Genomic DNA, 12,054 nt, shown 5'->3' with positions numbered 1-12,054 from the left:
GGGCGGCGGGTGCCGACCCGGGCCACCGGATCAATGCGCGGGCTGCACCTGCCCGGACGCCGCACCGTCGCTGCCCACCGCAGCATCGCGCTGGCGGGCCTCAAGCGTCGCGCCGTCTTCAGGGCGCTTCATTTCAACCGTCTCCGCAGGTACCCCCTCACCCGTTGCCTGGGCCGGACGCATTGCCATCGCCGTGTCGACCGGTTGCGCGGGCACATGCTCGACATCCGCAGCGCGCTCCACCGTCCGCGCGTGATCCGGCGCTGCCCCGGCAGTGGCGGCGTCGTCCGCCCTGCAACCTGACAGCACGATCACCGTCAGGCCGGACAGCATCAGACCCACAGTCCTGTTAATGGCCATCAAAGCATTCCTCATGCATGCGCCTTCGGCGCGGAACACCCATTGGGAGCGATGCCGATGGCAACCGGTGAGAAGCAGCTCACAGCATTGAACATGCCGATGACGCATTTGACGCTGATTTCAGCCGTGCTTCAGTAGATCCACGCCATGCGTGGATTGCGCGTTTCGTACAGCCTTCATCCACGCAGGGCGCGGACCTACCAGTGCTGTCGAAGGCAAGAAAAAAGCCACTTGGCGAACCAAGTGGCTTTCGTCTGGTGGGCTGTCAAGGATTCGAACCTTGGGGACGCGGCTGCGCATTCGCGCTGCCGCCCCACGCGCTGCTGCGCACCGCGCGGGCCCCTCTCACCCACACCCACATCCCCCCGGCTTCGCCGCGCCCCCTTGACTCAAGGGGGCTATCCTCCAGCCGGCTCCACGCCAGCGGAGACAGAAAGAAAAAAGCCACTTGGCGGACCAAGTGGCTTTCGTCTGGTGGGCTGTCAAGGATTCGAACCTTGGACCTATTGATTAAGAGTCAACTGCTCTACCAACTGAGCTAACAGCCCGAAATCGGGGGGGCGAATTATGACCCGATCCGCGAGGGCATTGCAAGTACTTTCTTCAACGTCGTTGAAACAAGCACTGCAACCGGCGATCCATCGCGAAGGGTTACATCTGAAGAAAAAAGCCACCGGGTGGACCCGATGGCTTCTGTCTTGGTGGGCTGTCAAGGATTCGAACCTTGGACCTATTGATTAAGAGTCAACTGCTCTACCAACTGAGCTAACAGCCCTTGAAACTCAGACGCACATTGTAGCGTGCACTCTGTTTATTGCAATACCGTTTCGGCGTTGCCGATGCGGTTGAATCAGTGGGGTGGCTGAGGGGATTCGAACCCCCGACCACCGGAATCACAATCCGGTACTCTAACCAACTGAGCTACAGCCACCACTGAAACTTTCGCTTCACCGTCGATGCTGCCGACGTTGACGCTTGATACGTTGCCCGAGGACTGTCACCGAAGTTCAGGTCCGCCGAAGCGAGTCCGACATTCTGGTGGAGTCGACAGGCTTTTGCAAGCACTTCTTCACATCCGCCAGCTACGTTCCGGTGTCGCACCAACCAATGGCGCGCCCGACAGGAATCGAACCTGTAACCGCCGGCTTAGAAGGCCGGTGCTCTATCCAGTTGAGCTACGGGCGCCCGAACCGGAACGGCGTCCAATCCGACGTGATGTGGATTGGTCGGGGTAGAGGGATTCGAACCCCCGACATCCTGCTCCCAAAGCAGGCGCGCTACCAGACTGCGCTATACCCCGGTGTTGCAATCCCCTCGGGCGTGGACCCGGGGAGCTGACCATTGTGGCCAAGCGTCGTGCGAACTGTCAACGCGCAATCCCCGCCCTGCCCGGCCATGACCACAGCTTGCGCAGCCATCGGCTATGCTCGCAGCCATCGGCCGGATGGCCGAATCGCCCCCCTTTTCGCACGGAGACCTCGCATGCGCAGCGGCAACCCGGCTCTTTCCGAGTCGACCTTCCTCGATCTGGCCAGTGGCTCGGTGGTGACCAGCCCCGGCCAGGTAATGACCCTCAATGGCACCGTCAACAAGACCGGCTTCCTGCTGCTGCTGACCGTGCTGACTGCAGCGTTCGCCTGGAACCAGACCGTGGACGACTACGGCCAGGTGATGGCCGGCGCCAAGCTGTACGCCATGGGCGGTGCGATCGGCGGCCTGGTGCTGGCCCTGATCACCGTCTTCAAGAAGGAGTGGTCGCCGGTCACCGCGCCGATGTATGCGCTGGTGGAGGGCCTGTTCCTGGGCGCCATCTCGGCCGTGTTCAACATGAAGTTCCCCGGCATCGTGTTCCAGGCGGTGCTGCTGACCTTCGGCACCTTGTTCGCGCTGCTGTTCGCCTACCGCAGCGGCCTGATCAAGGCCACCGAAAACTTCAAGCTCGGCGTGGTCGCCGCCACCGGCGGCATCGCCCTGCTGTACCTGGCGTCGTTCGTGCTTGGCTTCTTCAACATCAACGTGCCGGTGATCCATGACGCCAGCTGGCTGGGCATCGCCTTCAGCCTGTTCGTGGTGGTCGTGGCCGCGCTGAACCTGGTGCTGGATTTCGACTTCATCGAAACCGGCGTGGCCCAGCGCGCGCCGAAGTACATGGAATGGTATGGCGCATTCGGCCTGATGGTGACCCTGGTCTGGTTGTATGTGGAGTTCCTGCGCCTGCTGTCGAAGATCCAGCAGCGCTGATCCAATCCATGCCGTAAACGACAAGGCCGCGGTCCGTCGGGATCGCGGCCTTTTCTGTAGCGTCGAGCACGCTCGACTCCCCCGGAAACACACCCATGGCAGACACCCTCCCTCCCCGCTTCCACAGCTATCGCCCGGCCGACGGCCATCGCCTGCCGCACGATCCTTTCAACGCCATCATCGGCCCGCGCCCCATCGGCTGGATCTCCAGTCGTGATGCCGACAGCAATGTGAACCTGGCGCCCTACAGCTTCTTCAACGCCTTCAACTACACGCCGCCGATCATTGGCTTCAGCAGCCAGGGGCGCAAGGACTCGCTGCGCAACATCGAAGCCACCGGCGAGTTCGTCTGGAACCTCGCCACATTCGACCTGGCCAAGGCAATGAACGAAAGCTGCCGCGCCGTCGCGCCCGAAGTGGACGAGTTCGCATTGGCGGGGCTGACACCACTGCCCTCGGAGCAGGTTGCACCGCCGCGCGTGGCGCAGAGCCCGGTAAGCATGGAGTGCCGCTGCACGCAGATCGTGCGTCTGCGTGATGCGGCCGGTAACGACACCAATGGCTGGCTGGTACTGGGAGAAGTGGTCGCCGTGCATATCGATACGCGGCTGCTCGTCGACGGCATCTACGACACTGCCGCGAGCGACACCATCCTGCGTGGCGGCGGACCGGCCGACTACTTCCGGATCACCGCCGAGCAACGCTTCCGCATGCTGCGGCCCGCCTGAGCCCTCATCCCGCCGCCCCACGGGACAGCAGCAACGGCAACGACGAGGCCAGCATGGCAACGCCGGAGGCCGTCAACAGCCCCAGCACGATCTGCCGGAAACGCGCTTCACTGATACCGACATACAGCTTCGCCCCCAGCAGCGTTGGCACCAGCATCGCCGGTGCGACGATGGCGAAGTACGGCAGCATCTGCCGGGTCACCATGCCGGTACCAACATAGGTGGCCATGGTCACCGCCAGCATCGCCAGATTGAAGTTCTGGATGACCGCGCGCTGCTCGTCCTTGCCGAAGCCACGCAGCGTGCTCCACAGCGTCGGCACCGGTCCGGCGAAGCCACCGATGCCGCTGAGCACACCGCCGGCCATGCCGGCCAGCGCGTCGCCAAACCTGCCGCCAACGGTGACCGGTGGCAACGAACGCGCCATCAGCATCACCGGGCACCACAGCGCCAGGAATCCTCCTAGCAGCGCCTTGAACCAGACCATGTCCAGCTGTGGCAGCACCAGCACGCCCAGCGGAATGCCCGCCAACCCGCCGAGCACGAACGGCAGCAGCAGGCGCAGGTTGAAGCCACGGCGCACGGTGAACACCGCCAGCAACTGGCCGACCAGCGCGCCGAACACCGACAGCGTCGCCGCAAGCCGGGGATCCAGCCCCCACGCCCAGAACGACATCGCGACCATGCCGAACGCGAAACCGGACAGGCCCTGTACGAACCCCGCGACGATCGCGCCCAGCGCGACCAGCAGATACACCGACTCCATCCCCACTCCTCACCGCTGCCGTGCAACTACCCTGCCGCACCCGACGCTGCAGCGTAATGCGCGGCCAGATGATCGACCAGCGCGCGCACCTTCGGCGCCAGCGCACGCGCATGCGGATACAGCGCGAAATAGCAGCGCGTGCCACCGTGCCAGCTGGGCAGCACGCGGATCAACCGGCCAGCGCGCAGGTCTTCCTGCACGGTGAGCGCAGTGAACAGACTGATGCCCATGCCGGCCAGCACGGCCGCATACAGTGCCGGTGTGGCGTCCACGCGCAGTCGTTGGCCTGCTTCCACGCTGACCATGGCACCGCGCGGCCCGTGCAGCTGCCACGGCGTGATCGCAGCAACCGGGTTGAATGCCAACAACGTGTGGTTCTGCAGATCGGCCACCTGTCGAGGCAGTCCATGCCGGGCCAGATAGGCTGGCGCCGCAACCAGGATGCGCGGGCAGCGCGCGAGTTCACGGGCGACCAGTTGGCTGTCAGGCAAGGACGGCGCGATGCGCAGGGCCAGATCGAAGCCACCGCCGACCACATCGACCAGCTGATCGTCGGCCGACAGTTCCAGCGCCACCTGCGGATAGCGCGCCAGGAAGCCAGGCAGCCAATGCGGCAACTCCTGGCTGGCGACCACCTGCGGCACGCTGACCCGCACGCGCCCGCTGGGCTGGGCCTGGCCGGCCCGCGCACGATCATCGGCGGCCTCCAGCCGTTCAAGCAGCGCCACTGCCTCGCGATAGTAGTCGCGCCCGGCCTCGGTCAACGACAACCGCCGGCTGTTGCGATCCAGCAGCCGCACCTGCAGGTGCTCTTCAAGTTGACGCAACTGCCGCGACATCGCCGAATGGGTAGTATCCAGCCGCTCGGCGGCGGCAGTGAAACTGCCTGCATCGACGATCGCGCGCAAAGCTCGCAGGGCGGCGAAATGATCCATCGGGAGGTGACTCCGGTCGGCGGGGCCCGCTGGCTGCGGACCCCGCCAGCTTATCAAGCGTCGCCGCCGGCCTTGCGCACCGGCAGGGCCAGAATCGCCGAGGTGGTCATGACATCGCCAAAGGCATCCTCGATCTGCGCCAGCGACGCTTCATGCAATGCGCGATGGCCGATGCTCCCGCCATTGGCCAGATCCAGATCACGGCTGGCAGAGGCATCGGAGGCCACGATCACCCGATAGCCGCGCGGCGCCGCAGCGGCATCACGTGCAGCACCGGCAACGCAGGCATGGGTCTGCAGGCCGGTGACGATCAGGGTGTCGATACCGGCGTCCTTCAGCGCCTTGTCCAATACCGCTGCCGAGGCACCGGCGAACACGCTGACGTTGTCCTTCTGCACCACGGTCTCGCCCTTGCGCGGCTGCATGTCACGGTGGAACGCCGCGTTGACGCTGCCCTCTGCGAACAGCGGCGCGCCGGCCGGCAGCACGTGCTGCACATGGATCACGCGGATGCCATTGGCATCAGCGAAGTCGACCACGCGACGGGTCTGCCGCAGGGCCGCCACGCCATCGGGAATGACCATGCGACCACCGGCGAAACCAACGGCGGCGCTGGCATCGAAATACTCGTTCTGGAAATCGATCACCAGCACGGCCGTCTTCGCTGCGTCGAGCGAGGTGGCAGCCGGGGCGCCGGCCATATGGCGGATGGTGGGATGGGACGACTCGGCGGCGGCCGCCGGGGTGGTGGCCGCCATGCCGATCAGGCTGGCCAGGCCGAAAGCAGCGAGGTTCATGGTCAAGCTCCTGTGCGAGGGAAAGTCGGCACAGGATGCGGAGCGCTGAACGCACGAACCAGCCGCTTCCGAGCACACGATCTGTGCGAAATTTGCACAGATCAGTTTTTGTGGAGGTGGTGAAACGCAGCGGGGCGCCCGAAGGCGCCCCGCTGTGGGATCCGACCGGGGGTCGGGCCGCTGCTTACAGGCGGCTGGCGATCGCCTTGGCGAAGCCCATGGTGTTGCCGGTGCCGCCGAGGTCGCCGGTCAGCGAATCCTTGGCTTCCAGCGTGGCCACGATGGCCTTGCGCAGGCGCTCGGCGTTTTCCGGCTGGCCGACATGGTCCAGCATCTGTGCCGCTGCCAGCAGCAGTGCGCACGGATTGGCCTTGCCCTGGCCGGCGATGTCCGGTGCGGTGCCGTGCACGGCTTCGAAGATCGCCGCGTCCTTGCCGATGTTGGCGCCCGGAGCCAGGCCCAGGCCACCGACCAGACCCGCGCACAGGTCGGAAATGATGTCGCCGAACAGGTTGGTGGTGACGATGATGTCGAACTGTTCCGGACGCATCACCAGCTGCATGCAGGCGTTGTCGACGATCATTTCCTGGAACTCGATGTCCGGGTACTGCGCGGCGACTTCACGGGCCACGGCCAGGAACAGGCCCGAGGTCGACTTGATGATGTTGGCCTTGTGCACGGCGGTGACCTTCTTGCGGCCGGTGCTCTTGGCCAGCTCGAAGGCGTAACGCACGATGCGCTCGGAGCCCTTGCGGGTGATGCGGGTGCCGGAGAAGGCGGTCTCGCCGTCGGCCGACACTTCCTGGCCTTCGGCCAGGTACGCACCTTCGGTGTTCTCACGAACGGTGATCAGGTCGACGTTCTCGAAACGCGACTTGGTGTTCGGGAAGGTGTGGGCCGGACGCACGTTGGCGTACAGGTCGAAGTGGCGGCGCAGGCTGACGTTGATCGAGGTGAAGCCACCGCCGACCGGCGTGGTCAGCGGGCTCTTCAGCGCGACCTTGTTGCGCGCGATCGATTCCAGGGTCACCGCCGGCATCAGATCGCCGTGCTTTTCCAGGGCCACCAGGCCGGCGTCGGCGTCCTCGTACTCCAGGCCAGTCTTGAGCTGGTCGAGTACGAACAGGGTGGCGTCCATGATTTCCGGGCCAATGCCGTCGCCGCGGATGACCGTAATTTTCTGCGTCATTGATCGATGTTCCGAACAGGGGGAAAAACGCCGTCCGGACGTGCCCGGAAACGCCGGCGCAAAGGAAGTTTCACCCGCAATTATGCCTGAGCCGGGGCCGAGGTCCCAAATAGACCATGGTCCCAGTCCCGGCTCAGGCAGAATTGCCCGCGCATTCCACCTTATCCCCGCGCCTACCGGCGCGCCCCCTTGAACAACAAGGGGGCTCCTGGGCTGTTGGATCGCGGGGAAGGCCCCGATGTACGTCATCGGTAGCGCCGGGCCGTGCCCGGCGGCCTTTCGTACAGGTGCCCGCCGGGCATGGCCCGGCGCTACCTCAATGCTCGTGCGCTTCCGGGGCGGCGGCGCCACCTTCCAGCTGGTCGAGGAAGTCCACGGCACGGCGCAGGTGCGGGATCACGATCGAGCCGCCGACCACCAGGCCGACCGAGAAGGTCTCGAAGAACTCTTCACGGGTGACGCCAGCGTCCTTGCACTGGGCCACGTGGTAGCTGATGCAGTCGTCGCAGCGCAGCACCATCGAGGCCACCAGGCCCAGCAGCTCCTTGGTTTTCACGTCCAGCGCGCCGGCCTGGTAGGTCTGCGTGTCCAGCGCGAAGAAGCGGCGCACCACCTGGTTCGGCTCACCCAGGATGCGTTCATTCATGCGCTTGCGGAAATCGGTGAACTCGGCGATCCGGTCCTTGCTGCCGTCGTCGGCCGCGCTCATGCCTGGCCCTGCCCGGCCAGCAGCGGCTCGAGCTTGCCTTCACGATGCAGGGCCATCATGTCGTCGTAGCCGCCCACGTGGACGTCGCCCACGAAGATCTGCGGGACGCTGGTACGGCGGGTCTTGGCCATCATCTTCTCGCGCTCGACCGGGTCCAGGTCGATGCGGACCTCGGTCCATTGCTGGCCCTTGCTCTTGAGGAAGTTCTTGGCGGCCACGCAGTACGGGCAGACGGCGGTGGAATAGATGGTGATGGCGGGGGTAGCGCCGGCGGACTGGGCTGTCACGGGAAACTCCACGATGGATCGACGGTCCATATATGGTACCGGTGCGCTGGAATTTCCACGCCACGCCCGCAACACTGTGGATTGATTATTAACGAATGGTTGCCCCCTGCCCTGCCACGCTGGGCAGACTCTGCCCGAGGACCGACCGCTTGCGACCCCTGCTGCTCACCGCTGCCCTGACCCTGGCCCTGGCCGCCCCGCTGGCGCAGGCCCAGGAGAAGCTGCCGGACATTGGTTCCTCGGCGGGCGAACTGCTGACCCCGGCCCGCCAGGCCGAGTACGGCGCGATGATGCTGCGCGAGCTGCGCAACTACGGCTACCTGCTGGACGATCCGCTGGTCAACGACTGGCTGCAGACCATGGGCACCCGCCTCGGCTCCAACAGCGACCAGCCACGCCAGCCCTACACGTTCTTCGTGATGAAGGACCGCCAGATCAATGCCTTCGCCACCCTCGGCGGCTACATCGGCGTCAATGCCGGCCTGGTGCTGACGGCCGAGCGCGAGGACGAGGTGGCGGCGGTGCTGTCGCACGAAATCGCCCACGTCACCCAGCAGCACGTGCTGCGCGGGGTGGAGCGCGCCCAGCGCGACCAGATTCCGATCCTGCTGGGCATGCTGGCGGCGGTGGTTGCCGCCCAGGCCAGCAACAGCTCCTCCTCGGGCAACGCCACCATGGCGGCGATCAGCTCGGGCATGGGCCTGATGCAGCAACGGCAGATCGACTACACCCGCTCCAATGAATCCGAGGCCGACCGGCTGGGCATCCGCACGCTGTCGCGCAGCGGCTACGACGTGGATGCGATGGCCGGCTTCTTCGAGCGCATGTCCTCGGCGATGCGCGGCAATGATGGCGGTTACAGCGTTCCGGACTTCCTGCGCACCCATCCGGTCAACACCACCCGCATCAGCGAGGCCAAGGCCCGCGCCGAACAGATGAAGAAGGACACGGTGCTGCTGACCACGCGCACGCCCAGCGGCGAGCGCAGGGAACGGGTGGATCCGGCCGACCCGACCCTGGGCGATCCGCTGCTGCGCGGCATCAACCCGCTGTTGCCCGGCAGCGTGCTGCGGGTGCCGATCGGCCAGCTCAGCCGCGGCGCCAGTGGTGATTTCAACTGGGCCCGCGAGCGCCTGCGCGTACTCAGCGCCGACAGCCCGGCCGAACTGCAGCGCGAGTACGCCGATCTTGCGCGGCGGCAGAAGGACGGCCTGGACGACGCCCAGCGTTACGGCCAGGCACTGGCCAGCATGCGCGGCGGCCGCAGCGGCGCCAGCGAGGCCCGGCAGACGTTGACCGACCTGCTGAAGACCCACCCGGACAGCCTGTGGGTCGCCCTGGCCCTGGCCGAGGCGGAATCGCGCACCGGCCAATCCACCCAGGCCAATGCGCGCTTCGAGCAGCTGCTGCATGAGCACCCCAACAGCCGGCCGGTGGCCCTGACCTATGCCGAGATCCTGAACGAGCAAGGCGGCCAGGCCGCGGGTCAGCGCGCGCAGGCGATGCTGCGTCCGCTGCTGTCGCAAAGCGGTAACGATCCGGTCTTCCAGCAGCGCTACGCCCGCGCCAGTGAACTGGCCGGTGACAGTGTCCGCGCCAGCGAGGCCTATGCCGAGGCAGCGTTCCTGGGCGGGCGCCCCGAACAGGCCCTGATGCAGCTGCAGGCACTCAAGCGCAACCCCGCCCTGGACTACGTCGGCCGGGCCCGGGTGGATGCGCGAATCGAGTCGATCACGCCCACCGTACTCGAGCTGCGCCGGCAGGGTGTACAGGACCCGGACCTGGACCGCCGCTGAGCACGGCATGACCGGCAGATGGCAGCAATGCCAGATGCCGGCCAGGCAGTCACAAACATGTCATCAAACCGTAGTCTACTGGCACCACTCCAGTAACTGAGCCCTACGGTGCCCTCGTGCAGAAACGCATCCTGATCGTCGATGACGAGCCCGCGATCCGCGAAATGGTCGCCTTCGCCCTTCGCAAGGGCGATTACGAACCTGTCCACGCCGGTGACGCCCGCGAGGCCCAGACCGCCATCGCCGACCGCGTCCCCGACCTGATCCTGCTGGACTGGATGCTGCCCGGCACCAGCGGCCTGGACCTGGCCCGGCGCTGGCGCAAGGAAACGCTGACCCGCGAAGTGCCGATCATCATGCTGACCGCACGCGGCGAAGAGAACGACCGCGTCGGCGGCCTCGAAGCCGGTGTGGACGACTACGTGGTCAAGCCGTTCTCGGCGCGCGAACTGCTGGCCCGTATCCGTGCGGTCATGCGCCGCGCCCGCGACGATGACGAGGACGGCAGCGTGGCGGTGGGCTCGATCCGCATCGACGGCGCCGCCCATCGCGTGTTCGCCAACGACCAGCCGGTGCCGATCGGCCCGACCGAATACCGCTTGCTGCACTTCTTCATGACCCACCCCGAGCGCGTGTATACCCGTGCGCAGCTGCTGGACCACGTGTGGGGCGGCAGCGTGTATGTGGAAGAACGCACCATCGACGTGCATATCCGCCGCCTGCGCAAGACGCTGGAACCGTTCAACGCCGAGAACATGGTGCAGACCGTGCGCGGCGCCGGTTACCGCTTCTCCACCGCCACCTGAGCCTCGTCGTGCCGGCGCCGTGCACCCCACGGTGCCGGCGTCGGCAACTCTGCTATAACCCTCGGTTCACCTGCGTGAACCGCCGCAACCCACGACGAGACCGCAATGCCCCGCCACATCCGCTCTGCCTGGTTGAAGACACTGGCCACCGTGGCCACCGTGTTGCTGTTGGCCGGTCTGGTCGGATGGTTCACTGGCCACCTGTGGCTGTGCATCGCGCTGGCGGCACTGGCGACGCTGGTCTGGCATTACTGGCGGCTGCGCCGCGTGCTGCGCCGGCTGACCGCGCGCCAGCGCTGGGATACCGCCGCCGAGGGCACCGGCGTCTGGAATGAGCTGGACCGCCTGCTGTACCGCAACCAGGTCGAGATGCGCGTGCGCAAGCGACGCCTGTTGGACATGCTGCGCAGCTATCGCGCTGCAGCGGCCGCGCTGCCCGACGCCGTGGTGGTGCTGGACCGCAACAGCCAGCGCGTGCAGTGGTTCAACGAAGCGGCCACGGCCCTGCTCGGTCTGCACCATCCGGGCGATCTGGGTGAGGCCCTGGTCGAACGCCTGCAGCCGATGCCGCTGGCCCACTGGCTGGCCGGTGGCCGCAATGCCGAACCGATCCTGGACGTGCCCTCGCCGGTCGATCCTGCGATCCGCCTGAACCTGCGCCTGATTCCCTATTCGTCCGACTACTGGCTGCTGATCGCCCGCGATGTCAGCAAGCTGCTGCGCCTGGAACAGGTGCGCCGTGACTTCGTGGCCAACGTTTCACACGAACTGCGCACCCCGCTCACCGTGGTCCACGGCTACCTGGACATGATGGACCCGGAGGATTTCCCGGGAACCGGACCGATGCTGGAAGAGATGCGCAAGCAGAGCCAGCGCATGGCCCAGCTGGTGGAAGACCTGTTGACCCTGTCGCGGCTGGAATCGCAGGAACACAGCGAGGCCGAGACGGTGGCCATGCAGCCCATGCTGGCCACGCTGCGCCGCGAAGCCGAGGCGCACAGCCAGGGCCGCCACCAGATCAGCATCGACGACCTGGCCGGCGTGGACCTGCAGGGCTCGACCAAGGAACTGCACAGCGCGTTCTCCAACCTGGTCACCAACGCGGTGCGCTACACCCCGGCCGGTGGCCGCATCGCGGTGGAGTTCCGCCGCGAGGGCGACGGCGTGGTGCTGGCGGTGCGTGACACCGGCTACGGCATTCCTGCCACGCACCTGCCGCGCCTCACCGAACGTTTCTACCGTGTCTCCAGCAGCCGCTCGCGCGAAAGCGGCGGCACCGGCCTGGGCCTGTCGATCGTCAAGCACATCCTCGGTCTGCACCACGCACGCCTGGAAATCGACAGCGAGGTCGGCAAGGGCTCGGTGTTCGCCTGCCATTTCGATGCCGACCACGTGCGACCGCGTGAGTCCGCCCCCCTGACCTCCTTCGAAGAATGACGC

The 12,054-nt window shown here is 66.2% G+C and carries 12 protein-coding genes and 5 tRNA genes; 5 read left to right on the top strand and 12 right to left on the bottom strand.

The window, feature by feature from the left end; genetic code table 11:
* Nucleotides 1-30: 30 nt before the first annotated feature.
* From HFK18_RS00425 to HFK18_RS00400, 6 genes are all read right to left on the bottom strand, one after another.
* On the bottom strand, nucleotides 31-333 hold the full coding sequence (locus HFK18_RS00425; RefSeq protein ID WP_180163728.1) for a hypothetical protein: 303 nt from the start codon (nucleotides 331-333) through the stop codon (nucleotides 31-33).
* Between the two features lie 499 nt (nucleotides 334-832).
* A tRNA-Lys gene (locus tag HFK18_RS00420) sits at nucleotides 833-908 on the bottom strand.
* A 151-nt stretch (nucleotides 909-1,059) separates the two neighbouring features.
* Nucleotides 1,060-1,135: transfer RNA gene (locus HFK18_RS00415), tRNA-Lys, on the bottom strand.
* A 79-nt stretch (nucleotides 1,136-1,214) separates the two neighbouring features.
* A tRNA-His gene (locus tag HFK18_RS00410) sits at nucleotides 1,215-1,291 on the bottom strand.
* 177 nt (nucleotides 1,292-1,468) lie between these two features.
* Nucleotides 1,469-1,545: transfer RNA gene (locus tag HFK18_RS00405), tRNA-Arg, on the bottom strand.
* A gap of 38 nt (nucleotides 1,546-1,583) precedes the next feature.
* Nucleotides 1,584-1,660: transfer RNA gene (locus tag HFK18_RS00400), tRNA-Pro, on the bottom strand.
* Nucleotides 1,661-1,842: 182 nt separating this feature from the next.
* On the opposite strand from HFK18_RS00400, the gene HFK18_RS00395 reads away from it, so the two are divergent.
* Together HFK18_RS00395 and HFK18_RS00390 are read left to right on the top strand one after the other, a co-directional pair.
* Complete coding sequence (locus HFK18_RS00395; RefSeq protein WP_099819174.1) at nucleotides 1,843-2,601, top strand: Bax inhibitor-1/YccA family protein; 759 nt, start codon at nucleotides 1,843-1,845, stop codon at nucleotides 2,599-2,601.
* 95 nt (nucleotides 2,602-2,696) lie between these two features.
* Nucleotides 2,697-3,329: a flavin reductase family protein gene (locus HFK18_RS00390; protein WP_180163727.1), complete on the top strand. Its 633-nt coding sequence runs from the start codon at nucleotides 2,697-2,699 to the stop codon at nucleotides 3,327-3,329.
* 4 nt (nucleotides 3,330-3,333) lie between these two features.
* Here HFK18_RS00390 and HFK18_RS00385 read toward each other — a convergent pair whose 3' ends face one another.
* The 6 genes from HFK18_RS00385 to grxC form a co-directional block, all read right to left on the bottom strand.
* Nucleotides 3,334-4,095, bottom strand: coding sequence for a sulfite exporter TauE/SafE family protein (locus tag HFK18_RS00385; protein ID WP_180163726.1), 762 nt, complete (start codon nucleotides 4,093-4,095; stop codon nucleotides 3,334-3,336).
* Between the two features lie 26 nt (nucleotides 4,096-4,121).
* Nucleotides 4,122-5,030: a LysR family transcriptional regulator gene (locus HFK18_RS00380; RefSeq protein ID WP_180163725.1), complete on the bottom strand. Its 909-nt coding sequence runs from the start codon at nucleotides 5,028-5,030 to the stop codon at nucleotides 4,122-4,124.
* A 53-nt stretch (nucleotides 5,031-5,083) separates the two neighbouring features.
* Nucleotides 5,084-5,827 carry a cysteine hydrolase gene (locus HFK18_RS00375; protein ID WP_180163724.1) on the bottom strand — a complete coding sequence of 248 codons (744 nt, stop codon included), beginning with the start codon at nucleotides 5,825-5,827 and terminating at the stop codon, nucleotides 5,084-5,086.
* 184 nt (nucleotides 5,828-6,011) lie between these two features.
* Complete coding sequence (locus HFK18_RS00370) at nucleotides 6,012-7,016, bottom strand: isocitrate dehydrogenase (protein ID WP_099819170.1); 1,005 nt, start codon at nucleotides 7,014-7,016, stop codon at nucleotides 6,012-6,014.
* Between the two features lie 316 nt (nucleotides 7,017-7,332).
* Nucleotides 7,333-7,725 (bottom strand): carboxymuconolactone decarboxylase family protein, encoded by a 393-nt coding sequence (locus HFK18_RS00365; RefSeq protein ID WP_046986956.1) that lies wholly within the window; start codon nucleotides 7,723-7,725, stop codon nucleotides 7,333-7,335.
* Nucleotides 7,722-8,012, bottom strand: coding sequence for a glutaredoxin 3 (grxC, locus tag HFK18_RS00360; RefSeq protein WP_025878124.1), 291 nt, complete (start codon nucleotides 8,010-8,012; stop codon nucleotides 7,722-7,724). The genes HFK18_RS00365 and grxC overlap by 4 nt, the downstream gene beginning before the upstream one ends.
* 95 nt (nucleotides 8,013-8,107) lie before the next feature.
* Here grxC and HFK18_RS22055 point away from each other — a divergent pair, with 95 nt between their 5' ends.
* The 3 genes from HFK18_RS22055 to phoR all read left to right on the top strand — a co-directional run bounded on the left by HFK18_RS22055 (nucleotide 8,108) and on the right by phoR (nucleotide 12,051).
* The gene (locus HFK18_RS22055) at nucleotides 8,108-9,808 is read left to right on the top strand and encodes a M48 family metalloprotease (RefSeq protein WP_180163723.1); all 1,701 of its coding nucleotides are present in this window, start codon (nucleotides 8,108-8,110) and stop codon (nucleotides 9,806-9,808) included.
* A 116-nt stretch (nucleotides 9,809-9,924) separates the two neighbouring features.
* Nucleotides 9,925-10,614: a phosphate regulon transcriptional regulator PhoB gene (phoB, locus tag HFK18_RS00350; RefSeq protein WP_089239076.1), complete on the top strand. Its 690-nt coding sequence runs from the start codon at nucleotides 9,925-9,927 to the stop codon at nucleotides 10,612-10,614.
* 105 nt (nucleotides 10,615-10,719) lie between these two features.
* A complete protein-coding gene (phoR, locus tag HFK18_RS00345; protein WP_025878120.1) occupies nucleotides 10,720-12,051 on the top strand; it encodes a phosphate regulon sensor histidine kinase PhoR in 1,332 nt (443 codons plus the stop codon).
* Nucleotides 12,052-12,054: the final 3 nt, after the last annotated feature.

The organism is Stenotrophomonas sp. SbOxS2 (genome assembly GCF_013416715.1).
Classification (GTDB): domain Bacteria; phylum Pseudomonadota; class Gammaproteobacteria; order Xanthomonadales; family Xanthomonadaceae; genus Stenotrophomonas; species Stenotrophomonas lactitubi.
The sequence above is the reverse complement of the archived record's forward strand: the minus strand, read 5'-3'. Positions and strand labels throughout refer to the sequence as shown.

Coding starts and splice junctions, on each gene's coding strand:
- HFK18_RS00425 (WP_180163728.1), bottom strand. CDS start 333: ATGCTGTCCGGCCTGACGGTGATCGTGCTGTCAGGTTGCAGGGCGGAC.
- HFK18_RS00370 (WP_099819170.1), bottom strand. CDS start 7,016: ATGACGCAGAAAATTACGGTCATCCGCGGCGACGGCATTGGCCCGGAA.
- HFK18_RS00395 (WP_099819174.1), top strand. CDS start 1,843: ATGCGCAGCGGCAACCCGGCTCTTTCCGAGTCGACCTTCCTCGATCTG.
- HFK18_RS00375 (WP_180163724.1), bottom strand. CDS start 5,827: ATGAACCTCGCTGCTTTCGGCCTGGCCAGCCTGATCGGCATGGCGGCC.
- HFK18_RS00365 (WP_046986956.1), bottom strand. CDS start 7,725: ATGAGCGCGGCCGACGACGGCAGCAAGGACCGGATCGCCGAGTTCACC.
- HFK18_RS00380 (WP_180163725.1), bottom strand. CDS start 5,030: ATGGATCATTTCGCCGCCCTGCGAGCTTTGCGCGCGATCGTCGATGCA.
- phoR (WP_025878120.1), top strand. CDS start 10,720: ATGCCCCGCCACATCCGCTCTGCCTGGTTGAAGACACTGGCCACCGTG.
- HFK18_RS22055 (WP_180163723.1), top strand. CDS start 8,108: ATGGTTGCCCCCTGCCCTGCCACGCTGGGCAGACTCTGCCCGAGGACC.
- HFK18_RS00390 (WP_180163727.1), top strand. CDS start 2,697: ATGGCAGACACCCTCCCTCCCCGCTTCCACAGCTATCGCCCGGCCGAC.
- HFK18_RS00385 (WP_180163726.1), bottom strand. CDS start 4,095: ATGGAGTCGGTGTATCTGCTGGTCGCGCTGGGCGCGATCGTCGCGGGG.